The following is a 24,089-nucleotide window of genomic DNA, read 5'->3' as shown; positions in this document are numbered from 1 at the left end:
CGAAGCGCCGGCCTTTCACCGCGTGGGGTTGGTCAGCAGGTCGGCTCGCCGGACTGGGCCGGGACCGAGACCGCGTTCCAAGCCGCCTTCACCGTGTTGAACGCGGTGCAGTCGCCCGGGTAGAGGCTCTTCGCCGCCTGGAGCGTCCACACCCGGTACTTGAGGTACGAGGAGCTGGAGGTCTTCAGCAGCATCGCGTGGTACATGATGTTGATGGCCTTCTGGATGCCCACCCCGGTCACCGAGGAGCTGTTGCAGGTCGGGCTGGCCGGCTGGCCGTTGCCGCTGGTGCCCTGCGAGAGCAGGTAGAACCAGTGGTTGCCCGGGCCCGCCGCGGCGTGCACCTCCTGGTTCGGGGTGCTCGACGAGTAGCAGTTGCTGTCGCCGGCCAGGGACGGGTTGTACATGTAGCGGATCGGACCGCTGCCGACCAGGTTGACCTCTTCGCCGACCGTGAAGTCGGGCTTGTCGTTCGGGTTGTTGGCGTACCACTCGGTCGCCGCGCCGAACGTGTCGGCGACGAACTCCTGGGTGCCCTTGCCGGAGATGCCGCCCGGCGTGTGGTCGTCGATGCCGTGGCCCAGCTCGTGGCCGACCACGTCGGAAGCGCTGATCCACTGGCCGGCCGTGTTGTGGCCGATCTGGACCTGGGTGCCGTCGTAGTACGCGTTCTCGTCGTTCAGGCCGACCCGCAGCGGCCACGCGCCGCCCGAACCGTCCTGGCCGTTACGGCCGAGCCACCCCGACAGCATCTTCTCCTGGGTCTGCGCCACGTAGAGGGCGTCCACGCAGCCGGTCTCCCGGTTGGTGCCGTTGCCGTTGCCCCACACGTTGTCCGGGCCGGTGAAGACCGCGTTACCGGAGGCGTTCTGGCAGCTCAGGTTCTTGTAGGTCGGGTCCTTCAGCGAGAACGTCGACCCGGACTGGGTGGTGTTCAGCGAGACCGAGCCGTTGATCCAGCCGGTGCCGGAGCCGGTCACGTCGGTGACGTGGTTGTACGCCTGGAGCACCTTGCCGTTCGCGGCGTCGACGTCGACCGTGGTGCGGGCGACGCCCTCGGCGCCGGTGCCCCGGATCGTCGACTCCCAGGCCAGGCGGGGCGAGACGCCGTCGGCGGTGAAGACCACCAGCTGGCTGCCATCCACGCTGGAGACCGTCTTGAGCTGGCCCTTCGCCACGTTCAGAGCGCCGTCTGCGGTCAGCGCCGGGGTGGTCGACAGCTCGGGGATCGTGGCCGACTGGGCGACCGAGGTGAACTGCGTCTGCCCGGCCGAGTTGCTGACCACCACGAAGTCACCGCCCTTGACCGGCAGGCCCTTGTAGGTGCGGTCGTACTGCACGTACTGGAGGCCGCCGGACGAGATCACCTGGCGCTGCACGAAGCCGTCGTGCGAGCTGGCGTGCAGGTAGGCGGGCCGGGACGCGACCAGCGACGCGGCCGATCCGGCCGCGAGGGCGGCCGCGGACGGCGTCACGGGTGCCGCGAGCGGCTGGGCGGCGTTCGCCGGTCCGGCGGTCATCGCCGCGGCGACCGCGGCGGCGGTCCCGATGGCGACGACGAGGGGGGATCGGAGGTTCACGCGGACTCCTTCCCCGCCCGAGGGGGTTGCGGGCGGGCTCGGTCCCGGGTCGGCGGGTCGGCCGGACCGGGCTGAATCGATCGTGCTGAATCGATTGATGACGCTATATTCCGCCGCGCTTCGCCGAAATAGGGGAAACCCTTGCAGGTTGGTCGATCATGCTCCTATTGGGGGCGTTCGGGCTGCTCGCCGGCGGCCAGCGCGAAGGCCTCCAGAGCCTCGGTGACGGCCGGTGACCAGTAGCCGGAGGTGGCGGCGACGATCGCCGCCAGCTCGTCGTGCCGCTTGCGCAGGGCCTGTTCGACCAGTTCCCGGCCCTCGGGGGTGAGCCGGATGCGCACCTCGCGGCGGTCGCTGGTCGACCGGGTGCGGCGGGCCAGTCCCTTGCGGACCAGACGCTCGCACATCCGGGTGCCGGTCGACGGGGCCACCGCCAGCTCGGCCGAGATGTCGGCCGGGCGCTGCGGCCCGCGGGAGGCGAGCACGACCAGCGCCCGGAACTGGGGCAGGGTCACCTCGGCGGGCAGGGCGGCCAGGGATCGGGCGGTGATGCCGACGAGGGCCCGGCTCGCGGTCATCAACGCTTCGACCGTACGGGTCGGGTCCTCGTCGGCAGGCATTCCGGCATTATCGCCGCCGGGGCCCGGTCAGCTCGACGGCGCCGCGCTCAGTTCGACAACGCCGCGCTCAGTTCGACAACACCGGGCTCAGTTCGACAACACCGCGCTCAGTTCGACAAATACCGCGCTCAGCTTGCCGGCACCGCTCGGGCCAGCGACACGGCGAACAGGCCGTCCTTGTCGGTCCACCACCGGTCGAGCGCGAACCCGGCTTCGGCCAGCTCCCGTTCGAAGCCTTCCCGGCGGAACTTGGCCGACACCTCGGTGCGTACCTCCTCGCCGGCCGCGAAGTCGACGACCAGGTCGAGCGCCCGCACGTGCACCCGCATCGGCCAGCGGGCGCGCAGGCGCATCTCCACCCACTCCTGGTCGGCGTCCCAGAGGGCCACGTGGGCGAACCCGTCGAGGTCGAAGTCGGCGCCGAGGCTGCGGTTGAGCACCCGCAGCACGTTGCGGTTGAAGTCGGCGGTCACCCCGTCCGCGTCGTCGTAGGCCGGTACGACCACCCGCGGGCTCTTCACCAGGTCGGTGCCGACCAGCAGGTGCTCACCCGCTTCGAGCACGGAACGGACGTCGGCCAGGAAGGCCGCCCGCTCCGCCGGTACGAGGTTGCCGATGGTCCCGCCGAGGAAGGCGATCGTGCGGGAACCGCCGTCCGGCAGGTGCTTGAGGTGCCGGGTGAGGTCGCCGACGATGTTGTGCACCCGCAGACCCGGGTAGTCGGCGGTGATGCGGGTCGCGGCCGCGGTCAGCGCGGTCGGGGAGACGTCCATCGGTACGAACGCCTCCAGGGTGCGCTGCGCGGTCAGCGCGTCGAGCAGCAGCCGGGTCTTGGTCGAGTAGCCGGAGCCCAGCTCGATCAGCGTGCGGGCCCTGGTGTGCCGGGCGATGTCGCCGGCCCGGTCGGTCAGGATCTGCCGCTCGGTCCGGCTCGGGTAGTACTCGTCCAGCTCGGTGATCTGCTCGAAGAGCTCGCTGCCCCGGGCGTCGTAGAACCACTTCGGGGGCAGCCACTTGCGGTCGGCGGTGAGGCCGGTCAGCACGTCCGACCGCAGGGTGCGATCGAGGTCGTCGTCGTCCAGGTGGACTTCGAGCGCGGGCGCGTTCATGCGTCTCCCAAGGAAGTCAATCGGATGCCGGAGCGGTCGGCGACCAGCAGGCTGCGGTCGTCCACGGACTGCCAGGCCGGGTCGTCGTCGAGGGGTTCGGAGGCCACCAGAACGGAGTCGCCGTGACGCACGGACAGGGCGTGCCCGGCCGTGGTCGCGACGATCGTGGTGCCGTCGGTGAGCAGCAGGTTGAGCCGGGAACCGGGCGCTGCGCGCTCGACCTCGGCCACCGTCGTCCGGATGGCGGCCGGCGGCCCTTCGTGCAACCGGGCACGAACCAGCGCCCAGAGCAGCGCCGCGTCGGTCGGAGCCTCGAGGGTGAGCAGGTCGGTGACCGGCAGCGTGCCGGCGAGCTTCGCCACCGAATCGGGCCAGCCCCGGACGACCCCGTTGTGGCTGAACAGCCACGGGCCGTCCGCGAACGGGGCCGCCGCGAACTCGGTGACCGGCATGCCGGCCGTGGCACTGCGTACGGCGGCAAGCACCGAGCCCGCGGCGATGGTCCCGGCCAGGCCCGGCAGGGTGTTGTCGCTCCAGAGCGGGGTGGCGCGGCGGTAGCGGACCGGGCCGGCCGGTGTGTGCCAGCCGACCCCGAAGCCGTCCGCGTTGATCGTGCCGCCGCCCCGCATGTCGCGGGGAGCCCAGGACTGGTGGCTCAAGCCGTGCGGTGGGTCGTACAGCAGCGCCGACAACGGGATCGGCGGCCCCAGATAGGCCAGGTGGCGGCACATCAGGCGTCCCGGGCGAGCCGGAAGCCGCTGAAGATCTGCCGCCGGATCGGGTAGTCCCAGTTGCGGAACGTGCCCCGGCAGGCCGACCGGTCGGCGCCGAACGAGCCGCCCCGCAGCACCTTGTATTCGCGGCCGAAGAAGACCTCGGAGTACTCGCGGTAGGGGAACGGGACGAAGCCCGGGTAGCCGTGGAAGTCGGTCGACGTCCACTCCCACACGTCGCCGATCAGCTGGTGCACCCCGGTCGGTGACGCGCCGGCCGGGTAGGCTCCGGCCGCCGCCGGTCGCAGGTGCCGCTGCCCCAGATTGGCGAGATCATCGGTCGGGTCGTCGTCGCCCCACGGATAGCGCCGCGAGCGCGCCGTCGCGGGGTCGAACCGGGCCGCCTTCTCCCACTCCGCCTCGGTGGGCAGGCGCTTTCCGGCCCACGCCGCGTAGGCCTCGGCCTCGTAGTAGCAGACGTGGACGACCGGCTCGTCATCAGTGATGCGGGCGGTCCGTCCGAAAGCGGTGGCCGCCCACGACGAACCGTCCCGCTGCCAGTGCTGCGGTGCGGTCAGGCCGGCCGACACTCGATGCTGCCAGCCCTCGGGGCTCCACCAGCGCGGATCCTCATAGCCGCCCTCGTCGATGAAGGCCGCGTACTGACCGTTGGTCACCGCGGCCCGATCGATGTAGAAGGACGGCACGTCGACGACATGGGCCGGGCGTTCATTGTCGAGGGCCCACGGCTCGGTGCTGGTGCCCATCGTGAACGGGCCGCCGGAGATGAAGGCCTCCCCGGTCACCGGCGATGGCGGCACCGGGGGAGCGGGTGCGGCAAGCACCGGCGCGCCGGCCCGAAGCTGGTGCGTGGCCAGCATGGTCTCGTCGTGCTGCTGCTCGTGCTGCACGATCATGCCGAACGCGAACCCGTTCTCGACCAGCTTCGATCCGGCGTCCGGACGGGCCTCCAATTGGGCATGGTCCAGCACGTCGAACACCTTGTCGCGCACGGTCGCCACGTAGCGCCGGGCCTCGTCGGGGCCGAGCAGCGGCAGCTCCGGCCGGTCGCGGCGGGCGTGCTTGAACGCGTCGTACAGCTCGTCGATGTCGCGGCGCACCGGCTCGCGGCCGCCGACGTCGCGCACCAGCCAGAGCTCCTCCTGGTTGCCGACGTGGGCGAGATCCCACACCAGCGGCGACATCAGCGGGGAATGCTGGCGGATCAGGTCACCGTCGTCGACGGCCTCGGTCAGGAGTGCGGTGCGTTCGCGCGCGCGGCTCAGCTCGCCGGCGACATGGTCGCGCAGACGGTCGGACTCGTAGGTCATCTCTGCTCCTCGGCGTCACGGAGACGCTTCTCGACGGTCTCGATGACATGACTCAGGACCCCCGGTGGCAGGCCGGTCGCCGCGAGCCGGCCTGCGGCCAGCTCGACCAGGCGGGCAGCGCTGCGGCGCAGCGCGGGGTCGCGCAGCCCGAAGCGGTACGCCGGCACCCAGCACCCGGCGACCGGGGCCGCGATCTCCAGCGCCGCCTCGGTCGTGGCGTGATCGCCGAACAGGGCGGCGAGCATCGCGAACGGCACGACCCAGTCGGCGCCGGGCTGCGCGTCGAGGTATCGCACCTCGAGATAGCCGCGCGGGCGTACCGGGGGGAACAGCGTGCTCAGGTGGTAGTCGAGGTCGCCGACGGTGAGCGGCACCGGCAGCGCCCCGCCGGCCCAGTCGCGCAACGTCGAACCGGGCGGTGGATCCCAGTCACCGCCGGGCCGCCGCACACAGACCAGCGGCGCCGCCAACGCGTAGCGCACCCAACCGGCGGCCGGATCGTCGGGCGGTCCGGCCGGCGGATGCGTCAGCCTCGGATCCATCCGCCACCAGGCCGACATCCGGGCCGAGGCGAGGCCGGTGTCGCGCCCGGCGTGCCGGGCCGAGTTGGCGAAGAGCGCGACCAGGGGCGGCCCGAGCGCGAGCACCGTGGCCCACCGGACCGGTAGCTGCGCCGGGGTTCCGGCATCGAGGCACACCTGGAAGCCGGCCGTGCTGCACATCATGGTGCGGCCGTGCGGGCCGTGGCGGTCGAAGACGTGCTCCATGGCGGTGTATCGCGGGGTGTCCAGGAGCCGCCGGGGTGGCCGGTGCGGATCGATGCCGTGCTCGCCGAGCGAGAGGCCGCCGGCGTCGAGGAGCTTGGTCAGGTGCTCGAGATCGGCCGTGACCGCCGAGAAGAGGCCGGCCGCGGAATCGGCCGGTGCGGAGGAGATCTCGATCTGTCCGCCTGGCTCCGCGGTCAGCCGGCCACCGGCCGGCAGGGGAAGCGGGTCCTCGCCGGGGCCGCCGCGCCCGGCCGCTGAGTGGGCGGGGCTGCCTGGCCCGGCCGTTGGATAGGCGGGGGCGCCTGGCCCGGCCGCTGAGTGGGCGGGGCCGCCTGGCCCGGCCGCTGAGTGGGCGGGGCCGCCCGGCGCGGCCGCTGCATGCGCGGGGCCGGTGGCGGTGGCGGCCGGAGGGCCGCCGAGGGTGGCCGGTGTATGCCGGCCGAGTGCCTGTCGGACGAGGCCGACATCGAGCGGGGTATCGGGTGCCCCGGTGTGGTGCAGGGTCCATTCGAGCTCGGCGCCGAGCCGGGCCGGTGGACCGGTCTTGAAGCAGATGGCGCGGATGCGCTCCTCCACTTCCTCCTGTTTGCGCAGGACACGGGCGGTGCCCGCGTCATGGTCGAGCGTGGTCATGCCATCTCCATTGCGGACGGTGACGCGTGGGGGTGTCCCACGGCGCGTCGGAATGGTGGTGTCGGGCTTCCCGCGGATTCTTACCCCGGTCCGGGTCATGAGTGAGGCGGGTCACCGGCGGGCCGGCCCTCCCTTCGTCGGGAACAGCAGAGGTCGACTACGGCCCGAACCTACGTTCGGGGTGCGACAGATCCGCGTCCGGCAGGCGAACTTCGGCTGTCGCGCCCCGGCCGCTCACTGCGGAAACGTAAAGAAGGTGACCTGCGTCACCGCACGAGCGAGCGGATCGTGTCCATCGCCCGCAGTCGATCGGCGCCGGTGCCCAGCATGGCGTCCGGAACGATCAGCTCGTCCAGCCCGATCGCCTCGTACTGCTCGATCGAGGCGGCGAGATCGGCCCGCGAGCCGCCGATGACCGGCCGGTCGATGTCGGGGCGGGAGCCGCCGACCACCGTGAGGGCCTGCGCCGTCCGATCGATTTCGGACGGGTCGCGGCCGATGCGGGCGCAGTGCTCGTCGAGCACCTTCATCTTGTGGGCGATCAGGTCGGGGGTGCCCCAGGCGTTCCAGAGGTCGGCATATTGCGCGACCACACCGAGCATCCGCTTCTCGCCTTTCGCCCCGATCAGGATCGGCAGCGGCTCCTGCACCGGCTTGGGCTCGTTGACCGCCTCGGCGAGCTGGTAATAGGTGCCGTCGAAGCTGGTCACCGGGTCGCGCAACAGTCCGCGCAGCACCTGCAGCGCCTCGACGAACCGGTCGAGCAGCTGTTTGGTCGGGGGCAGGTCGATGCCGTACTGCTCGTGCTCGTTGACCTGCCAGCCGGCGCCGACGCCGAGCACGAAGCGGCCGCCGGTGATCCGGTCGAGGGTCGCGGCGAGGTTGGCGACCACGGCCGGGTGCCGATAGGTGTTGCCGAGCACCAGCGTGCCGATCCGGACCCGGGGTACCGCCGCGCCGAGCGCCGCCACCAGCGCGGTCGCCTCGAGCACCGGGTGCCGGACGTCGACGCCCGGACCGGCGTTGGGCATGAAGTGATCGGCGATGTAGACCGCGTCCCAGCCGGTCTCCTCGGCGTGCGTGGCCGCCTCGAGAATCGCTTCGTAGGGCTGCCCGGCGCCGGGCCAGATCGAGAGTCGCATGACAGCAACCATGCCACGTGACGAGGGCCGGTATGGTGCAGCGCGTGACGCGTCCACTCCGGCCGAGCGATCCGCAGCGCCTCGGTGACTATGAGCTGGTCGGGCGGCTGGGCGAGGGCGGCATGGGCACCGTCTTCCTCGGCCGCGCGCCCGACGGCCGCCTGGTCGCGGTCAAGGTCATCCGGCCCGAGCACGCGTGGGACACCGAGTTCCGCGGGCGCTTCCGCAGCGAGGTCAACCGGGCCCGCGAGGTGCCCGGCTTCTGCACGGCCGCGGTGCTCGACGCCGACCCCGACCACGAGCCGCCCTACCTGGTCGTCGAGTACGTCGACGGCCCCAGCCTCTCCGAGGTGATCAAGGAGCAGGGCCCGCTGACCGGCGGCACGCTGCAGAGCGTCGCGGTCGGTGTCGCCACCGCGCTGGCCGCCATCCACGGCGCCGGGGTGATCCACCGCGACCTCAAGCCACAGAACGTGCTCTTCTCGCTCGGCACGCCCAAAGTCATCGACTTCGGCATCGCGCGGGCGCTCGAGGCGACCAGCCGGCACACCCGCACCGACCAGATGGTGGGAACTGTCGCCTATATGGCGCCCGAGCGGTTCGACACCGAGTCCGACCGCGCCGCCGGGCCGCCGGCCGACGTCTTCGCCTGGGGTGCGGTGGTGGCCTACGCGGGCACCGGGCGCACACCGTTCCAGGCCGATTCGCCGGCGGCCACCGCGGCGCGCATCCTCACCCAGCCCCCCGAGGTCGCGGGTCTCCCGTCGCCGCTGCGCGAGCTGGTCGAGCGGACGCTGGCCAAGGACCCGGCCGACCGGCCGACCGCGCACGAGCTGCTCGACCTCCTGCTCGCCACGGAATCTCCCGCGGTCCTGGAGCAGCGGCCCGAGCTTCGCCGGGCCGCCGAGGCGGTCGCGCATTCCGGGCGGTTGCGCCCCCTTCCCGTACGCACGGACGCCGCGGCCCGGCCCCGCCGGGCCGGCCGTCTCCTGGGCGTCGCCGCAACCGCGCTCGTGGCCCTGACCGTCGGCGGGCTGTACGCCGGGCATGTTCTGGCCGCGTCGACATCGTCCCGGACGGCGCCGCAGCCGAGTTTCGTGACCCCGTCCGGCCCGCCGTCCTCCGGTTCGGTGCCGAGCACGGTCACGGCCCGCGCCGCCACCCCGCGCGTACAGGGGCCGTCGCTGATCGACCCCCTCGACCGGCCCGCCCAGTGGAAAGCCGACAAGCCCGCCGACAACGCCGACGGCTGGTGCTCGTTCGACGGCCGGCGCATGCTCGCGACGACCCACGGCTCGAGCGCCTACAACTGCCGGGGCCCGGCCGACACCTTCGCCGGCGACCAGTCGATCGCGGTCGACGCCACCGTCGTCACCCCCGGGGCCTGCGCGGCGATCTGGCTGCGGATGGTCCAGGGAAACGGCTACCAGGTCTCGCTCTGTCCGAAGGAGATCAGGATCGGGCTGGACGAGGACAACGATATCAGCGGCGAGAAGAAGGTGCCGTCGACCGCCTTCCAGCCCGGGCAGACCCATCGGGCCGGCGTGTCGGTGCAGGGCGGGACGGCCACCGTGACGGTCGACGGCGCGGCTGTGGTCAGCCTGCCGCTCAGCGACCCGCAGCTCGCCTCCGGCCAGGTGCAGCTAGGCACGATCAACGATGTGCTCAGCGGCGACTCGACGGCCGCGTTCGCGAACGTCGCCCTGAGGTCGCCGACCGTCGGCACGCCGGTTACGTTCAAGGACCTCTCCGGCAAGGGCGCCGTCTCCTCGATGGTCAAGCTTTACGCGTACGACTCGGCGGCGCATGCGGTGGTGGCCGAGCCGATCCTGTTCATGTCCGGTCCTGACTACTGCACGATGTTCCACATCAAGCAGAGCAGCGGGCAGTGCGAGGCCGAGTGGACGACCGTCGACAGCCACCTCAAGATCACCCTGCCGATGGCCGACCGGCCCGACCTCTACACGTTCGACGACCCGGACGGCCAGGGCGAATGCACCGGCGACATGACCAGCGGCGGGACCTGCCGCACCAAGTCGTCGGCGTTCGCCGCCTGGCTGAAGGAGAACGCGCCCGGCCTGGTCGTCGTCCGCACCGCCGACGGCCGGGTCACCCGGATGGCCGAGATGTACACGCCATGACGATCCTCGAACCGGCCGCCCAGGAGTTCGCCGCCGCCACCGCCGGGCCGCCCTACCCCTACGACGTGCCGGTCGCCGACGGCCGCCGCCACATCGAGTCGCTGCAGTCGGGCGTCCAGGTGCCGTCGGTCTCGGTCGAGGACCTGGTCATCGCGTCCGGTGTCAAGATCCGCATCTACCGGCCGGCCGGAGCGCGGGGGCTGCTGCCGGTGGTGGTCTACACGCACGGCGGCGGCTGGGTGGTCGGGGGCACGCGCACCCACGACCGGCTGGTGCGGGAGCTGACCGCGCGGTCCGGGGCGGCCTTCGTCTTCGTCAGCTACTCCCGGTCACCCGAGGCGGTCTACCCGGCCGCGATCGAGGAGGTCTACAACACCCTCAACTGGGTCGCCACCGACGGGTTCGGCCGCGGCCTCGACTTCGCCCGGATGGCCGTGGCCGGCGACTCGGCGGGCGGCAACCTCACCGCGGCGGTGGCCCTGCTCGCCGGGCAGCGGGGCGGCCCGCGGCTGGCCGCCCAGTTGCTCTACTACCCGGTCACCGACGCGGCCTTCGACACCCCGTCGTACCGCGAATTCGCCACCGGCTACTGGCTTCGCCGCGACGCCATGCAATGGTTCTGGGATCAGTACGCGCCGGACGCGTCCCGGCGTACGGAAATAACCGCGTCGCCCCTCCGGGCGACCGCCGCCGATCTCGCCGGACTCCCGCCGGCCCTGGTCGTCACCGCCGAAGCGGACGTCCTGCGGGACGAGGGCGAGGCCTACGCGGCGTCGCTACGCGCGGCCGGCGTCGACGTGACCGCGGTGCGATACCTCGGGATCACGCACGACTTCGTGATGCTGAACGCGCTGAAGGACACCGCGGCCGCCCGGGCGGCCACCGCGCAGGGCGCGGCCTTCCTGGCGTCTCACCTGTAGGTCTCGGCGATCGCGGCCGCGTAGGCCGCGAACTGGTCGGCCAGCCTGGTGTTGACGAACTGCAGCTGATTCTCGGCGTTCCGCTGAGCGTTGGCGCTGAAGTTGTAGCTACCGGTCGCCAGGTGCCCGTCCGCCACCAGGATCTTGCTGTGCATGAAGTCGTGCACGCTGGTCGGCGTGTACGGCTTGGACGGCTTACCGACCAGATGATCCGTGAGCAGCTTCCAGTGGGCGAGCACGTCGGTGTCATGCCACTGCTTGGCGATCGGACCCATCTGACCCCCGTCGTACGCCCCCGACACGTCGACGCCCCGATCGATGGCGTCGGCGAGGGCGGCGAGCAGCGGATGCGACGTGATCACCATCGAGGCGAGCACGATCCGGCGGCGCGCGGCCGTGACCTGCCGCACCAGGTAGCTGTCGATGCCCGTACCGTCGGCGGGCGCGAAATCCCACCCCAGCCGGACCCCGTCCGCCGTCGTCGTGCCGGCATCGCCGGCCCCCGTGCCGGTGATCCGCCCGGCCGCCCACAACTGATCAAAATCGGCCCGGTAGCCGACCGCGAGCGGCCGCGACGGAATGGTCAGCAGGTTGTTCTCCTGCCGGCTCCAGGCGTCGTCGGTCCAGTTCGCCGACCCGGTCCACACCGCGGCCAGCCGGTGCCCGACGTCGCGCACGATGTACTTCGAGTGCATCAGCTGACCCGACGGGGCGGTGATCGCCTTGGTCTGCACCGCGGTCCCGTCGAAATGTTCCCGGACCCACTGGGCCGTCCCGACCGGCGCGGGGTCGGCGCCCAGCGCGGCGAACGTTTCCAGGGTGGCGCCGGCCGGCTTCCCGGCGTCGTAGGCGAGGCGCACCTGAACGCCCCGGGTGGCGGCCGCTGTCAACGCGGCGACGACCGGGCCGGCGAGCGCGGGGGAGAGGCGGAAGTCGTAGATGGCGAGGTCGAGCGAGTACTTCGCCCGGTCGATGAAGCCGGCGAACCGGGCGGCCACGGTGCCGGCCTGGTCCTGATCGCCGCCGTGTTCGATGTCACGCAGCAGGAGAACGTCAAGCATGCCTTCAGAGCAGCACGCCCCTGGTTGAAGCGCAGTCCACTGGGTGACAGGCTGTTGACCATGAAGGTCCTGCTGCCCGACTCGATCCCGCTCGACCTCGACCTGCCCGGCGCGGTGACCTACGCGGTCGACCAGCCCATCCCGGCCGACCATCTGGACGCCGAGGTTCTGGTCGCCTGGGGCAACCCGGCCTGGCAGCTGCGCGACGCCGCGTCCCGCCTGACCGAACTGCGCTGGGTGCAGACCCTGGCCGCAGGCCCGGACGCGGTGCTGGCCGCCGGTTTCGGGCCCCACGTCGTGATCACCTCGGGCGCCGGGCTGCACGACAAGACGGTCGCCGAGCACACGCTGGCACTGGTGCTGGCCGCGGCGCGCCGGCTCAACCTCCTGGTCCGCGCCCAGATCGGCCACCGCTGGGCGGCCGAGCTGGGCGGCTTGCAGCCGGTCCGGGAAACCGCCAACTTCCGTACGCTCCGGGACGCCCACGTGGTCGTCTGGGGTTTCGGCGGCATCGCGGCAACCCTGGCGCCGTTGCTGGCCGCCCTGGGCGCGCGGGTGACCGGGGTGGCGCAGTCCGCAGGCACCCGCCACGGCTTCCCGGTTGTGACGGCGTCTTCGCTGCCCGCACTGCTCCCCACCGCCGACGTCCTGATCAACATCCTCCCGGCGACGGCATCCACGGCCCGCATCGTCGACGCGTCGATCCTGGGCCTGCTGCCCGCCCACGCGTGGCTGGTCAACGTGGGCCGGGGCAACACGGTCGACGAGTCCGCCCTGCTCACCGCCGTCCGCGGCGGCCACCTGGCCGGGGCGGCCCTCGACGTCTTCGAAACCGAGCCGCTGCCCGCATCGTCCCCCCTGTGGGACGAGCCGAACGTGCTGATCACACCCCACGCGGCGGGCGGCCGGCCGCTGGGCGCAGCCGACCGCATACGTTCCAACTACGAGGCCTTGGTGGCCGGAAAGCCGCTTTCGCACGTGGTCTCGTAGTTCGATTCCCGGCACCTCCACGAGTCGATGGCGGCCCGTGTTCGCGGAAAGCGCGAACCGGGTCGCCTCGTCATTTCACTCCGGGGGCCGAGCCCCCGGACGCCCCGCGGCGCGGTGGTTGCGCCCTTGAACCCGCAGCGGCGCCGCCCGGATGGGTGGTGCCGCTGTCGTTTCTCGACTTGGTGGGCCGAGGCAACGCCAAGTCCGACTGCTCATCTGCGGCAAGCAGTTCATGACCATGAGTCCAGGCAACCCTTGGCGTTGATCGGGGCGGCCGGATGGCAAAGGTTAGGCCGTCAGAATTTCCAGGTCGTACTTCGCGATCTCCGGGTCGCGGGTTACCAGTGTCAACTGTTCTGCTTTCGCCTGGGCTATCAGCATCCGGTCGAACGGGTCGCGGTGGAGCAGGGGAAGTCGGGCCGCTGCGATGCCGTGTTCGGCGGTGATATCCAAACGGCGGAAGCCGCTGTCACGGACACGCTCAGGGAGATCGTCAGGCTTGAGCTTGCCCATCGACTGTTTGATCGCTACTTCCCAGATCGTCGCGGCACTGACGTAGACGTCCGGCTCGTGGTCCAGCCGGTTCTTGATTTCGCCGGCGAGTGTGGGGTCGTCCGAAAGCCACCACAGCACGATGTGCGTATCCAGGAGCAGGCTCATCAAGCGAGCCCGAAGTCTCGGGTGATGGCCTCGTTCACGTCGGGAGAGTCCCAGTCGTCGGCCATGGTGAGCTGGCCGGCGAGGCTGCCTCGGCCTTTCCTCTCTACGCGGCGATGCAGTGGGATCACCTTGGCGACCGGTGTGCCGGCACGGCTGATGATGATCTCTTCGCCGTGCTCGACACGGTCGATGATCCGCGAAAGGTTCGTCTTCGCGTCATGGATGTTGAACTGCGCAGCTGCATCCGACATCGCGGCCTCCCTTAGCTAAGAGGTTAGTCCAGTGCCACACGGACCGGCTAGCCTCTCCGAGATGAAGGTTCACTCTCCGTCGATTACTTGACCGTCAGGGATCAGCGATGCTTCGCGGAGTCTCGTCAGGTGGTCGGCTGAGTTCAAGTAGGCCGACAGCAGCTCCACGAGAGGGTTCTTACCCGAACCTGAAGCGGCGCCGCCCGGATGGGTGGTGCCGCTGTCGTTTCTCGACTTGGTGGGCCGAGGCAACGCCAAGTCCGACTGCTCATCTGCGGCAAGCAGTTCATGACCATGAGTCCAGGCAACCCTTGGCGTTGATCGGGGCGGCCGGATGGCAAAGGTTAGGCCGTCAGAATTTCCAGGTCGTACTTCGCGATCTCCGGGTCGCGGGTTACCAGTGTCAACTGTTCTGCTTTCGCCTGGGCTATCAGCATCCGGTCGAACGGGTCGCGGTGGAGCAGGGGAAGTCGGGCCTTCGCGTGGCGAACAGGGTTGTATCCCAGGTGCCCAGCCCGCACAGCTTTGTGAATTCGTTCCTGAACCCCATGGCGGACTCTGCCATGTTCAAGTAAGCAACCGTCACCTGCGCTGCAAGATCATGCCGGTGCCTTCGCGGAAGGCGCGGACCGGGGCCTTCCGGTTGCCTGCCGAGGAGGCCGACCTCCGGAGACCCCACGGTGCGGTAGCTGCGCTCGCGTTGTCTCGCGTTATTGCGGGCTGCCTTTTCCTCAGCAAGCGGCGAGCGTTACTGGCGTCGCGAGGAGGTGCGGTGGCTCGGTCACGGCCCTGCACTGGGCGGGAGGTGGTAGACCACCAGCGTCTGCTCGGTTCGTTCGGCGACGTGGAACGCGGCGTGGGACACGGTGATCACGCCCAGCCGGGGATGCCGTAAGCGTTTGCGGCCCGCGTGGCTGAACTGGATGTCGTACTGGGGCCACCACTCGCGTACCTCCGGGCTGGCCTCCGACAGCTCGGCCACCAGCCGGATCACGCGCGGGTGACCGGAATGCCGTCCCGCGATCGCCCTCAGCCGGGCCAGGATGGTGCGCGCCTCCGGTTCCCAGTCGACCAGGATCTCGCGGGCGGCCGGTTCGGTGAACATCCAGCGGACGACGTTGCCGCCCGGTGCCATGCCGCGGAACAGTTCGGTCGCGGCGTCGTTGGCTGCGAGAACGTCGTAGCAGAGGCCGGTGACGTACGCCGGGTTGTCGCCGAGCAATGCCGGAACGCTCGCGACCTCGGGCGCTGCCTCTTCCGCAGCGACCGGCTCGGGCGTCACTTCGCCGCCGGCCAGGCGACGCAGGTGCTCGTGCTCGGCGCCGGTCAGGCGCAACGCCCGGGCCAGTGCGTCGAGCACCTGGCCCGAGGGGCACACGTCGCGGCCCTGTTCCAGGTAGGTGAGCCAGGTGGCACTGATGCCGGCCAGCAGGGCCAGCTCTTCCCGGCGCAGTCCGGGCGTGCGACGGCGGCCGGTGAACGGCAGGCCCAGGTCGGACGGGCTCAGTCGCTCCCGGCGGCTGCGCAGGAAGGTGCCCAGCTCAACGCTCACCCTGGAACCTCCAGTACTAGAATAAGGCGACTCTGGATACCACTTTAAGGTCCGACGAAGCTTGGTTCATGCGTGCTTGGACTGTTGCTTCAGAAGACAATGACGTATGCCTTCGCGACGTTCCCTCGCCGACTTTGAAGGGCGGCGGTGTGCTCGTGGAGGTGCTCGCCGCGCATCTGCCGGCGTACACGAAAATGGTGGTGAAGGGTAACCGCGGCGGCCTTCCCGTGCCGCTTACGCTCGGTCCCGCCTGCATCGCGCGGGTGATCGACGTAGCGCCCGACGTGTTCCACGTGGCCCCTGGTGACGTCGTGGTGGACACCGCGCTGCTCGACGCGGGTGGCGGTGACGAGATCCTGGTCGGGTGGGTCGGTCTGGGCGGCTCCGGCGCCGGCAGCGAGCGTACGGCTCGTATTCGCACCGTGTGGCACGACGGCGTCTTCGCGGAGCGAGCGCTCTGCGCCAAGGAGACGCTCGTCAAGCTGCCCGGGGCGGAGAATTACCCGGACCTCGCTCGCCTGTCGTTTCTGCCGTGGCTCTGCATCGCCGCCGCGGGCCTGCACGCGGCGGGCCCGCCGGCCGGCCGCGACGTCGCGGTGATCGGTGGGACCGGCCAGCTGGGCGGGGCGGCGGTGTTGACGGCGCTCGCCGAGGGCGCCGCGACGGTGACGGCGGTCGGCCGCAACACCGACGCTCTCAACCGGCTGGGCGAGCTCGGCCCCCGTGTCCGCACCCACCGGCTGACCGGCGACCGCGCGACCGACGCGGCGGGTATCGGCCCGGTCGATGTGGCCCTCGACGCCCTCGGCGCCACGCCGACGGCGGACGCGACCATGGCGGCCTACGACAGCCTGCGGGGGCGCGGCACTCTGGTACTCATCGGCGGCGTACGCCAGGACCTCGCCATCCCGTACGGCGATCTGATGCGCCGCAGGCTCACCCTGCGCGGTTCCTGGATGAGCGACGACCAGACGGTGACCACGGTGTGGAACCTGATCCGCTCCGGACTGCTGGACCTTTCCGCGCTCGAGCCGCTGACGGTCGGCCTGGGCGACCCGGCGGCCGCCCTCGAACTGGCGGAGCGTACGACGGGCCTCGGCTTCGTGACCCTCGTTCCCTGACGAAGTGGTTCTTGAGGCAATGCGATTGAACTGCCCGGCGCGCGGGGCCGTACTCACGCACGCGGGCCGGACAAAGCATGGCGACCGGCTGCAGCACCATGATCACCGATGCGGAGGCATACAGCTTGGGCTCCACTGCGGGGACGGAGCAAAAATCGCCTGGCCTCGCCGCCCGGGACCTACCTGACCAGTCGGGGGAAGAGGACAGGGCGGCACCGCGGCGGGTTGCCGGCCTCGACGGGCTGCGTGGTCTCGCTGCGGTATACGTGCTCATGTTCCATTGCTGGCTGTTGACCTTTGCTGGCTTCCCGGCCAACCGTGGTCCCGCGTGGACCGGGGTGTTCATGTACGGACGCCTGGCCGTCGTGCTCTTCCTCGCCCTGTCCGGTTTCTCGCTGGCCCTCTCACCAGCGGCGAAGGGCTGGCGGCTGGGCAGCGTCGCCGCGTTCGCGCGCCGGCGGGCATGGCGGATCCTGCCGCCGTACTGGGCGGCGTTGCTGTTCAGCATCTGGGTCGGCTACAACGTTGTCGCCGCGTCGCACCATGGTCCGCCGACGGCTCGGGCCACCGTCATCTACGCGTCGATGCTGCAGGACGTCTTCTGGGCGCCGACTCCCAACGGCGCGTTCTGGTCGATCGCCGTGGAAGCCGAACTGTACGTCGTGTTCCCCCTGCTGATTCTGCTGCGACGGCGGATCGGCGCGTTCGGCGTGCTGGCGTTCGCGTTCGTCCCGCTGGTTGTCCATGGCCTGCTCGCGCCGGACGCCAATCCGGTGGAGGGATCCAATCACCTGGTGGTGTCCCTCGCGCCCGTGTTCGTCGCCGGCGTGGTCGCGGCCGGTGTGGTCACTGCTTCGGAACGGATCCGCCGGATCCCCTGGCACTGGCCGGCGGTGGCAACTGCCGCTCCGGTGGCAGCGGTCATCGTCGTACGGGGGTCGGTCTGGACGGTGCACCACTACTTCTGGATCGATCTGGCCGTCATTCCGGCGATGGTCTTCCTGATCATGTCGGTGGCGACGGGAACGGCGGTTTCGCTGCGCCGGCTGCTCGACACCAGGCCCATGCGATCCCTGGGCTCCTTTTCCTACAGCCTTTACCTCGTGCACCTCCCGATCGTCATGATCATCAGCCGGAAATTGGTGAGGCCGTATGCCGGGCGTGGAGTGGATGCATTTTTGCTGACGCTGGGCCTTGGTCTCGTGCTTTCGATTACGTTCGCGTGGGGCTTCGCAAAATTGTTCGAGCTTCCCTTTCAACGCTATCGGTCATGGCGAGAGGTCGGCATGGCGACAACCTCGCTCCTATCGGCCACGCGCCGACGGAACCAGGTACCGTCATGAGCAGCGGAACGCGAGAGGAAGATGGTTAATCGGCCCCGGCCGTGGAAGAAGCCAGGCCCCGCCGTACCGCTGGCAATCCTGATATCTGCCGCCGCTGTCATCCGGTTTGCTCTCGTTGCACTGGAGTGGCCGGGCAGCAACAGCGACGAGGGCACCATGGGCCTGATGGCGATGCACATCGCCGAGGGCCGCGACTTTCCGAATTTCATGTACGGCCAGACGTACATGGGTTCCGTCGAGTCCTATCTTGCCGCCGCGGTGTTCCGGGTGTTCGGCCCGTCGCTTGTCGCGTTGCGGGTTCCCATGGTCCTTTTGTTCCTGGTCTTCCTCCTGGTGATGTACGTCCTGGCGCGCCGGCTGTACGGCACCGGGGTGGCATTGGTTTCCATCGGCTTGCTGGCGCTGGGTTCGCGGGAGCTCTACGGCTACGAACTGGTGACCGAGGGCGCGATTCCGGAGACGCTGCTGGCCGGCGCCATTTTGCTGCTGCTCGGCCATCGACTGCTGGAAACGGCCGGTCGCGGCGGAGACTCCGCACGGCGATGGCTGCTGGCCGGCTGGGGTCTGACGGTCAGCCTCGGGTTGTGGAGCACGATGCTGGTCGCGCCGTTCGTGGTTACCTCGGGTGCCTTGGTGTGGCTCGGTTGTCGGCGAAATACCGGCCGGGTGGCCTGGGGCGGGTGGTCGATGGCGGCCGGGTTGATCGTCGGCGCGGTGCCGTGGCTGGCTCACGACCTGACCCATGCGTACGCCGAGAGTTCGGTGGCCACGCTTATCGATCTGTATGTCCACGGCGGCACCGGACTCGGCAGCGGCCGGTCCGCCGGACTGGCAAGTCAGGTGACCAACACGGTGACCACCAGCCTGGCCTATATCACCGGCGGATCGGCGATAGTGCACCCGCAGTCGCCTCCGGCGTGGCCGCTCGGCTTTGACGGAAGGTGGCAGCCGCCGACCGATAACGCGGCCGCCACGGTGTGGGGCATCGCCATTATCGTGCTCTGGGCGGCCGGGATCACCAGCGCGCTGCGGGCGTTGCGTCGCCGCGGGGCGGCGTCCGCGACCAACGAGAGTGCTGACCGGCGACCGCGGCTGTACGGCCGGCTCGCGATGCTGATCAGTGCCGCCCTCACCACGGCCGCCTTTGCCGCGAGCCCCGCGCCGGGCGTCGCACCGGCGAACAACGTCCGTTACCTCGTCGGCATTCTTGTCGCCACGCCGGCGCTGATCGCGCCGCTGCGGGCGCTGTTCTCAAACGCCCCACGGCTCGCCCGCGCCGTGCGGGCAGGCAGCCTCGGAGTGGTTGTCCTCTCCCTCACCATGGGCACGGTCCAGGCGTTTCGAGATGCGACCCACGGCCAGAACGAGGCCACCAATCGACAATTGATCCACGCGCTGCAGCGCCACGGGATCAGCCGCATCTATGCCGGCTACCTGGACTGCGGCCGATTGACCTTCATCAGCCGGGAGCAGATCGTCTGCGCCGTCCTGTTCCAGGGACCGGGAGACAGCCTTCGCCCCGGGTTCGACCGTTACCTACCTTATCGAGCCACCGTGGAGGCCGACCCCACTGCGGCTTATGTGTTCCGTTCAGGCGATCCGCGGAACGGAACCCTCGCCCGCTCGACCTGTCGATGGCAGAACCACTGGCGCACGCTCGGTTACGAGATCTGGCAGCCGGCCGAGCCGTGCGGAGCGGCCACCTGATCAACCCACTGGACCGCGGGCCGCTACAGATCTTCGAGATACCGGCTGACGGCGCTCAGGTCGGTCGGGTCGGCGATCAGGCCGAGGTAGCCGTCGGGGCGGACGAGGGTCAGGGTCTGTGCGTTCTCCACGCCGTGGGCCTGCACCAAGGCTGAGGTCCCGGACTCGGCGGCGGGTGGGCCCAGCAGGGTGAAGTGCGGGCCGCGGAAGAGGTCGAAGAGCCGGCGGCCGCCGATCCGGCCGTCGGCGGCGCGGTCGCCGGCCCGGGGCGTGCCGGGGTGGTCGACGGTCTGGCGGGAGAGGCGGCTCCAGGGATATTTCAAGGTGAGCTGGCTCAGGTCGTGGGTGGTGCCGGCGTCCAGGCCGCCGCCCCGGTGCCGGATCGATTCCAGGATCTCGGTCAGGACCTCCGAGGTGATGTTCAGCAGCGAGGCCGCGATCGGGAGACGCTCCTGTTCGTACGTGTCCAGCAGGCCCTCGCCGGCCTGCCCCTTGATGACCAGGCCCAGCTTCCAACCGAGGTTGTACGCGTCCTGGATGCCGGTGTTCATCCCCAGCCCGCCGGCGATCGGGTGGACGTGGGCGGCGTCGCCGGCCAGGAAGACGCGGCCGGCGCGAAGGCGGTCGACCATGCGGACCTGGACGCGGTAGGTCGAGCGCCAGGTCGGTTCGTGCAGGCGTACGCCGGGGACGCCGGCGATGCGGTCGAAGGTCTGCTGGAAGCCTTCGCCCCCGGCCGCCTGCACCTGGAACGACCGGGTGCCGGGCAGCGGGCACAGCATGATGCCGCCGGTGGGGGTCAGCCACTGGTGCCAGGCGTCGCGGGAAAGGCCGTCCACCTCGACGTCGCCGACGTCCATCTGCTGGACGTCGGGGGTTTCGCCGCGGAGCGTCAGGCCGAGCAGCTTGCGTACGGTGCTGCGGCCGCCGTCGCAGGCGGCCAGGTACCGGGCTCTGATCGTCGTGTCGCCGACGGCGGCGGTGACGCCGTCGGTGTCCTGGGTGAGGCCGGTCAACTCGCTTGCCGGTTCGACGGTGACGCCGAGGCCGGCCAGGCGCTCGCGGAGGATCTGCTCGACCCGCCACTGCGGGATCAGGAGGCCGACCGGGTACGGGATGTCGTCGGTGGGTTCGCGGCCCGCCTCCGGGTCGACCTCGCTGATGATCTCCGCGCCCCGGTATCGGCGGTGCGGCAGGTGGGTGACGCCGCTCGCCAGGGTCTTGTCGATGACGCCCAGGTCGTCGAGGACCTCGAGGGTGCGGGGGCTGAGACCTTTGCCGCGGGAACCGGTGGGGAACTCCGCCGACCTGTCGACGATGCGGACTTCGACGCCGCGGCGGGCCAGGTCGCAGGCAAGGGTGAGGCCGGTCGGGCCGGCGCCTGCTACGAGTAGGTCTGTCACACCGGCAGTAAACCGATACTCAGTTAAAAAGGCAACCCGGTAATGTTTGTTACTGTGTCGGAGTGAGCGAACCGGCCGGGCTCAGGGCCCGCAAGAAGGCGCGCACCCACGATGCGATCGCCGATGCGGCCATCTCGCTGTTTCTGGCGCGCGGGTTCGACCAGGTGTCGATCAACGACGTCGCGGCGGCGGCCGAGGTGTCGAAGCCGACCCTTTTCCGGTACTTCGCGACCAAGGAAGACCTGGTCCTTCACCGGTTCGCCGACCATCAGGGCGAGGCAGCGCGGGTGGTCCTCGGCCGTCCGGAACCCCTCGAGCCGCTCGCGGCACTGCACGAGCATTTCCGGGCCGGGCTGGATGCGTTCGACCCGGTGACCGGGCTGAACGACCACCCCGCGGTGGTGGCCTTCCATCGGCTGGTCTTCACGACCCCGTCGCTCGCCGGGCGGCTCACGCAGTATGTGCAGGCCGACGAGGAGGCGCTGGCGGTGGCGCTGGGCGGCGGCATCGCGGCCCGGCTGCGGGCGGCGCAGGTGCTGGTGACGCAGCGGGTGCTGGCCCGGGCCAACTGGCAGAAGATCGCGGACGGCCGTACGGCGGCGGCGGTGCGCCCGGAGGCGTTCGCCGACGCCGATCTGGCCTTCGCCCAGCTGCGGTAGGGGCTGCGAGGTGGGCGCCGGATCGGAGTAAACGGGCGGTCGGCGCCGGGTGCCGGTGATCTACTGGCGGGATGCACCGACGCCGGGTGCTGGCCGGTGCGGCCGCGTTGCTGCTGCCCGCGGGATGCTCCGCATCCCGGCCCGAGGTCGCGGTGGTGCCATCGCTTCCGCCTTCGACGTACGCCTGGTTCACCGGCGGGAGTGGGCTCGGCGGCGTCTACGTCCTCACCTGGATCGAAGGTCTGTCACCGGCCGAGGTCGTCACCCGGGCCGCCGGCCGGCGGCTCGGGCAACGGCGACGGCCCGCGGCGGGCTGGAGCACGCTGCCGGGCACCAGGAAGAACGAGACCGTCCTGGCCGTCACCCGCGCACACGGCTGGGCGCTCATGGTCGAGGAGTCGGTCACCGCGGTCGGCGCGGCCGACGACACGATCGGCAAGCTGTCCAAGGGGACGCGGCTGGTGGCGTACGCGCACAACGACCGGGCCGCCGACCGGTTCGTGCTCGCCTCGGACGGCACGATCCTGGTCGATTTCGATCCCGGCTACCCGCCCGACCGGGCCGGCGCCCAGCCGGACCTGCTGGCCGACGAGATGCGCGCGGTCGGCCTCAACCCGACCCTGGCCGAGCCCACCCGGGCGCAGCCCGAGCCGGCGACGCTCGCGCTGACCGAACGCGTGACCGGCGTCCCGCTGACCCGGGCCCTGCTGCGGGACTCCACCTATCTGGCCGCGGCGGTCGCGTCCACCGCCGGCACCGCGGGCACCGCCGGCACCGCGGGCACCGGGCAGCAGCGGAAGACCGGCGGCTATTGACGCTCGGCGAGCGTGGCGAGACTGTCGAGCGAAGCCCGGAGCTTGTCCGCGGTGGTCGCCCGGGCCCGCACGAGACGCTTCTCGTCGCGCAGCCGGGTCCAGTCGTAGGTGTGCGTCACGCGGGTGCTGCGGTCGCCGATCGGCTCGAGCACCCAGCGCCACAGATGGCCGGGCGGGGTCTGGCCCGGCTCGCTCGGACGCCAGGCGATGCGCCGGCCCTCGTCGAACTCGACGACGTGGTTCTCCCGCACCGAGCCGGTGGTCAGCTCCATGACGAAGACGTCGCCGGTGGCCCGCACCCGCTGCCCTTGCGCGCAGCGGGCCAGGTTGTCGTTGCCGTCCCACGCCGGCTGCCGCGCCGGGTCGGCGATGAGCTCGAAGATCTCTGCCGCGCTCGCGGCGATGTCGCGGCCGGCGGTCACCACCTGATCGGTCACGCCCGACAACCTATCGGGAGGCGGCCGTCTCGCGCACGCCCGGCCACGCCCGGTGGCGGCGGGTTCGCGGCTTCCTTCGCCGAGCGGCCGGAATGCGGTCGATGGTCAGGCGGCGGCCGAGCTGGCGCGGACCTCGAGCGTGGTCGGGAAGGTGCGGCGCCAGGAGAAGACCGCCTCGTGGTCGACCAGGGCGCGGGTGGCGGCCGCGGCCATCTGCTCGACCGGCTGGTGGACCGACGAGAGCGGCGGGATGGTCAGCGCGGTGATCAGGCTGCCGTCGAAGCCGACCACGGCCACGTCGTGCGGGATGCGGCGGCCCGCCTCGGCCAGGGCCTGCATGGCGCCGGTGGCCATCAGGTCGCAGCCGACGAAGACGGCGTCGATGTCCGGGTCCTGGACGAGGAGGCGGCGCACCTGCTCGTAGCCGGTCTCGCGGCGGAACGGGCCGACGTAGGAGCGGGCGGGCAGGCCGACCTCGTCCATCGCGGCGTGGTAGCCGGTGCGGCGGTCGACGGCGCACGGGCTGCGGTCGGGGCCGTGGACGGCGGCGATGTGGCGGCGGCCGGTCTCGTAGAGGTGGCGGACGGCGGCCCACGCGCCGTCGGCGTTCTCGGGCACGATCGACGGGACGCCGGGGGCGGAGCGGCCCATCGAGACCACGCGGGTGCAGCGGGCGTAGAACTCGCCGCCCAGCTCGGGTGTCACGTTGACCAGCAGGACGCCGAGGCTCACCGACTCGGCGACCCGGGCCAGAAGAGCGGGGGCGCCGGCCTCGTCGACCACGTGGAGGCCCACGTGGGCGTCGGTGCCGGCGATGCCTTCCAGCAGCCCGGTGGTGACGCGGCTGTAGAACGGGTTGGCGCCGAACCGGGAGGCGCTTTCCTCCACCACGACCAGGTCGATGGCGTCGCCGTGGCCGGAGGCGAGGGCGCGGGCGGTCGGGTCGGGGCGGTAGCCGAGGCGGCCGATGACGGCGCGCACGTGTTCGCGGGTGTGCGCGGCGACGCCGGGCGCGTTGTTGATGACGCGGGAGACGGCGGCCTTGGAGACTCCCGCCGCGGCGGCGACGTCGTTGACGGTAGGTCTCTTGTGGGACACGCCGCGCAGTCTAATCCTGACCCCCGACATTCCTGC

22 protein-coding genes and 1 pseudogene are annotated in these 24,089 nt (G+C 70.9%); 8 read left to right on the top strand and 15 right to left on the bottom strand.

Annotated elements, in window-relative coordinates; genetic code table 11:
- Positions 1-32 precede the first annotated feature (32 nt).
- The 7 genes from ACIA5C_RS09925 to ACIA5C_RS09895 form a co-directional block, all read right to left on the bottom strand.
- A complete protein-coding gene (locus ACIA5C_RS09925) occupies positions 33-1,520 on the bottom strand; it encodes a M4 family metallopeptidase (RefSeq protein ID WP_396053104.1) in 1,488 nt (495 codons plus the stop codon).
- Positions 1,521-1,744: 224 nt separating this feature from the next.
- Complete coding sequence (locus ACIA5C_RS09920) at positions 1,745-2,200, bottom strand: MarR family winged helix-turn-helix transcriptional regulator (protein WP_396052937.1); 456 nt, start codon at positions 2,198-2,200, stop codon at positions 1,745-1,747.
- 128 nt (positions 2,201-2,328) lie between these two features.
- Positions 2,329-3,309 (bottom strand): L-histidine N(alpha)-methyltransferase, encoded by a 981-nt coding sequence (gene egtD / locus ACIA5C_RS09915; RefSeq protein WP_396052936.1) that lies wholly within the window; start codon positions 3,307-3,309, stop codon positions 2,329-2,331.
- Complete coding sequence (gene egtC, locus ACIA5C_RS09910) at positions 3,306-4,040, bottom strand: ergothioneine biosynthesis protein EgtC (RefSeq protein WP_396052935.1); 735 nt, start codon at positions 4,038-4,040, stop codon at positions 3,306-3,308. Before egtC ends, egtD begins: the two co-directional genes overlap by 4 nt.
- On the bottom strand, positions 4,040-5,353 hold the full coding sequence (gene egtB, locus ACIA5C_RS09905; RefSeq protein WP_396052934.1) for an ergothioneine biosynthesis protein EgtB: 1,314 nt from the start codon (positions 5,351-5,353) through the stop codon (positions 4,040-4,042). The genes egtC and egtB overlap by 1 nt, the downstream gene beginning before the upstream one ends.
- Positions 5,350-6,753, bottom strand: a complete 1,404-nt coding sequence (locus tag ACIA5C_RS09900; RefSeq protein WP_396052933.1) for a glutamate-cysteine ligase family protein — start codon at positions 6,751-6,753, stop codon at positions 5,350-5,352. The genes egtB and ACIA5C_RS09900 overlap by 4 nt, the downstream gene beginning before the upstream one ends.
- Before the next feature lie 266 nt (positions 6,754-7,019).
- Positions 7,020-7,907: an LLM class flavin-dependent oxidoreductase gene (locus tag ACIA5C_RS09895; RefSeq protein WP_396052932.1), complete on the bottom strand. Its 888-nt coding sequence runs from the start codon at positions 7,905-7,907 to the stop codon at positions 7,020-7,022.
- Between the two features lie 32 nt (positions 7,908-7,939).
- On the opposite strand from ACIA5C_RS09895, the gene ACIA5C_RS09890 reads away from it, so the two are divergent.
- A complete protein-coding gene (locus tag ACIA5C_RS09890) occupies positions 7,940-10,036 on the top strand; it encodes a serine/threonine-protein kinase (protein WP_396052931.1) in 2,097 nt (698 codons plus the stop codon).
- On the top strand, positions 10,033-10,956 hold the full coding sequence (locus tag ACIA5C_RS09885; protein ID WP_396052930.1) for an alpha/beta hydrolase: 924 nt from the start codon (positions 10,033-10,035) through the stop codon (positions 10,954-10,956). Before ACIA5C_RS09890 ends, ACIA5C_RS09885 begins: the two co-directional genes overlap by 4 nt.
- Here ACIA5C_RS09885 and ACIA5C_RS09880 read toward each other — a convergent pair.
- Positions 10,947-12,017, bottom strand: a complete 1,071-nt coding sequence (locus ACIA5C_RS09880; protein WP_396052929.1) for a phosphatidylserine/phosphatidylglycerophosphate/cardiolipin synthase family protein — start codon at positions 12,015-12,017, stop codon at positions 10,947-10,949. The genes ACIA5C_RS09885 and ACIA5C_RS09880 overlap by 10 nt on opposite strands.
- A gap of 60 nt (positions 12,018-12,077) precedes the next feature.
- Here ACIA5C_RS09880 and ACIA5C_RS09875 point away from each other — a divergent pair, with 60 nt between their 5' ends.
- Complete coding sequence (locus tag ACIA5C_RS09875) at positions 12,078-13,007, top strand: NAD(P)-dependent oxidoreductase (RefSeq protein WP_396052928.1); 930 nt, start codon at positions 12,078-12,080, stop codon at positions 13,005-13,007.
- A gap of 288 nt (positions 13,008-13,295) precedes the next feature.
- Here the strand turns inward: ACIA5C_RS09875 and ACIA5C_RS09870 are convergent, their stop codons facing one another.
- From ACIA5C_RS09870 to ACIA5C_RS09855, 4 genes and pseudogenes are all read right to left on the bottom strand, one after another.
- Positions 13,296-13,667 (bottom strand): type II toxin-antitoxin system VapC family toxin, encoded by a 372-nt coding sequence (locus tag ACIA5C_RS09870; RefSeq protein ID WP_396052927.1) that lies wholly within the window; start codon positions 13,665-13,667, stop codon positions 13,296-13,298.
- A complete protein-coding gene (locus ACIA5C_RS09865; protein WP_396052926.1) occupies positions 13,667-13,918 on the bottom strand; it encodes a type II toxin-antitoxin system Phd/YefM family antitoxin in 252 nt (83 codons plus the stop codon). The genes ACIA5C_RS09870 and ACIA5C_RS09865 overlap by 1 nt, the downstream gene beginning before the upstream one ends.
- 344 nt (positions 13,919-14,262) lie before the next feature.
- A pseudogene (locus ACIA5C_RS09860) lies at positions 14,263-14,406 on the bottom strand (PIN domain-containing protein); the annotation flags it as partial.
- 293 nt (positions 14,407-14,699) lie between these two features.
- A complete protein-coding gene (locus ACIA5C_RS09855; RefSeq protein WP_396052925.1) occupies positions 14,700-15,470 on the bottom strand; it encodes a helix-turn-helix transcriptional regulator in 771 nt (256 codons plus the stop codon).
- A gap of 149 nt (positions 15,471-15,619) precedes the next feature.
- Between ACIA5C_RS09855 and ACIA5C_RS09850 the strand changes: the two genes are divergently transcribed.
- The 3 genes from ACIA5C_RS09850 (at position 15,620) to ACIA5C_RS09840 (ending at position 19,641) form a co-directional block, all read left to right on the top strand.
- A complete protein-coding gene (locus ACIA5C_RS09850; RefSeq protein ID WP_396052924.1) occupies positions 15,620-16,591 on the top strand; it encodes a zinc-binding dehydrogenase in 972 nt (323 codons plus the stop codon).
- A 98-nt stretch (positions 16,592-16,689) separates the two neighbouring features.
- A complete protein-coding gene (locus ACIA5C_RS09845) occupies positions 16,690-17,934 on the top strand; it encodes an acyltransferase family protein (RefSeq protein ID WP_396052923.1) in 1,245 nt (414 codons plus the stop codon).
- 165 nt (positions 17,935-18,099) lie between these two features.
- Entirely contained in the window at positions 18,100-19,641 is a 1,542-nt protein-coding gene (locus tag ACIA5C_RS09840; RefSeq protein WP_396052922.1) for a glycosyltransferase family 39 protein, read from the top strand.
- Between the two features lie 23 nt (positions 19,642-19,664).
- Here ACIA5C_RS09840 and ACIA5C_RS09835 read toward each other — a convergent pair whose 3' ends face one another.
- The gene (locus ACIA5C_RS09835) at positions 19,665-21,044 is read right to left on the bottom strand and encodes an FAD-dependent monooxygenase (RefSeq protein ID WP_396052921.1); all 1,380 of its coding nucleotides are present in this window, start codon (positions 21,042-21,044) and stop codon (positions 19,665-19,667) included.
- Positions 21,045-21,106: 62 nt separating this feature from the next.
- Here ACIA5C_RS09835 and ACIA5C_RS09830 point away from each other — a divergent pair, with 62 nt between their 5' ends.
- Both ACIA5C_RS09830 and ACIA5C_RS09825 read left to right on the top strand, forming a co-directional pair.
- Complete coding sequence (locus tag ACIA5C_RS09830; RefSeq protein ID WP_396052920.1) at positions 21,107-21,703, top strand: TetR/AcrR family transcriptional regulator; 597 nt, start codon at positions 21,107-21,109, stop codon at positions 21,701-21,703.
- Positions 21,704-21,774: 71 nt separating this feature from the next.
- The gene (locus tag ACIA5C_RS09825) at positions 21,775-22,518 is read left to right on the top strand and encodes a DUF6461 domain-containing protein (protein WP_396052919.1); all 744 of its coding nucleotides are present in this window, start codon (positions 21,775-21,777) and stop codon (positions 22,516-22,518) included.
- On the opposite strand, the gene ACIA5C_RS09820 is transcribed toward ACIA5C_RS09825, so the two are convergent.
- Positions 22,512-22,955: an SRPBCC family protein gene (locus tag ACIA5C_RS09820; protein ID WP_396052918.1), complete on the bottom strand. Its 444-nt coding sequence runs from the start codon at positions 22,953-22,955 to the stop codon at positions 22,512-22,514. The two genes, ACIA5C_RS09825 and ACIA5C_RS09820, sit on opposite strands and share 7 nt — an antisense overlap.
- A 105-nt stretch (positions 22,956-23,060) precedes the next feature.
- The gene (locus ACIA5C_RS09815) at positions 23,061-24,053 is read right to left on the bottom strand and encodes a LacI family DNA-binding transcriptional regulator (RefSeq protein ID WP_396052917.1); all 993 of its coding nucleotides are present in this window, start codon (positions 24,051-24,053) and stop codon (positions 23,061-23,063) included.
- Positions 24,054-24,089: the final 36 nt, after the last annotated feature.

This window comes from Actinoplanes sp. NPDC051343 (assembly GCF_044455125.1).
GTDB lineage: Bacteria > Actinomycetota > Actinomycetes > Mycobacteriales > Micromonosporaceae > Actinoplanes.
The sequence above is the reverse complement of the archived record's forward strand: the minus strand, read 5'-3'. Positions and strand labels throughout refer to the sequence as shown.

Bases quoted from the DNA above. Each gene is read 5' to 3' on its own strand.
- ACIA5C_RS09840 (WP_396052922.1), top strand. From the start codon at position 18,100: ATGGCGATGCACATCGCCGAGGGCCGCGACTTTCCGAATTTCATGTAC.
- ACIA5C_RS09865 (WP_396052926.1), bottom strand. From the start codon at position 13,918: ATGTCGGATGCAGCTGCGCAGTTCAACATCCATGACGCGAAGACGAAC.
- ACIA5C_RS09845 (WP_396052923.1), top strand. From the start codon at position 16,690: ATGATCACCGATGCGGAGGCATACAGCTTGGGCTCCACTGCGGGGACG.
- egtD (WP_396052936.1), bottom strand. From the start codon at position 3,309: ATGAACGCGCCCGCGCTCGAAGTCCACCTGGACGACGACGACCTCGAT.
- ACIA5C_RS09880 (WP_396052929.1), bottom strand. From the start codon at position 12,017: ATGCTTGACGTTCTCCTGCTGCGTGACATCGAACACGGCGGCGATCAG.
- ACIA5C_RS09885 (WP_396052930.1), top strand. From the start codon at position 10,033: ATGACGATCCTCGAACCGGCCGCCCAGGAGTTCGCCGCCGCCACCGCC.
- egtB (WP_396052934.1), bottom strand. From the start codon at position 5,353: ATGACCTACGAGTCCGACCGTCTGCGCGACCATGTCGCCGGCGAGCTG.
- ACIA5C_RS09825 (WP_396052919.1), top strand. From the start codon at position 21,775: ATGCACCGACGCCGGGTGCTGGCCGGTGCGGCCGCGTTGCTGCTGCCC.
- ACIA5C_RS09895 (WP_396052932.1), bottom strand. From the start codon at position 7,907: ATGGTTGCTGTCATGCGACTCTCGATCTGGCCCGGCGCCGGGCAGCCC.
- ACIA5C_RS09925 (WP_396053104.1), bottom strand. From the start codon at position 1,520: ATGACCGCCGGACCGGCGAACGCCGCCCAGCCGCTCGCGGCACCCGTG.
- ACIA5C_RS09920 (WP_396052937.1), bottom strand. From the start codon at position 2,200: ATGCCTGCCGACGAGGACCCGACCCGTACGGTCGAAGCGTTGATGACC.
- ACIA5C_RS09875 (WP_396052928.1), top strand. From the start codon at position 12,078: ATGAAGGTCCTGCTGCCCGACTCGATCCCGCTCGACCTCGACCTGCCC.
- egtC (WP_396052935.1), bottom strand. From the start codon at position 4,040: ATGTGCCGCCACCTGGCCTATCTGGGGCCGCCGATCCCGTTGTCGGCG.
- ACIA5C_RS09870 (WP_396052927.1), bottom strand. From the start codon at position 13,667: ATGAGCCTGCTCCTGGATACGCACATCGTGCTGTGGTGGCTTTCGGAC.
- ACIA5C_RS09900 (WP_396052933.1), bottom strand. From the start codon at position 6,753: ATGACCACGCTCGACCATGACGCGGGCACCGCCCGTGTCCTGCGCAAA.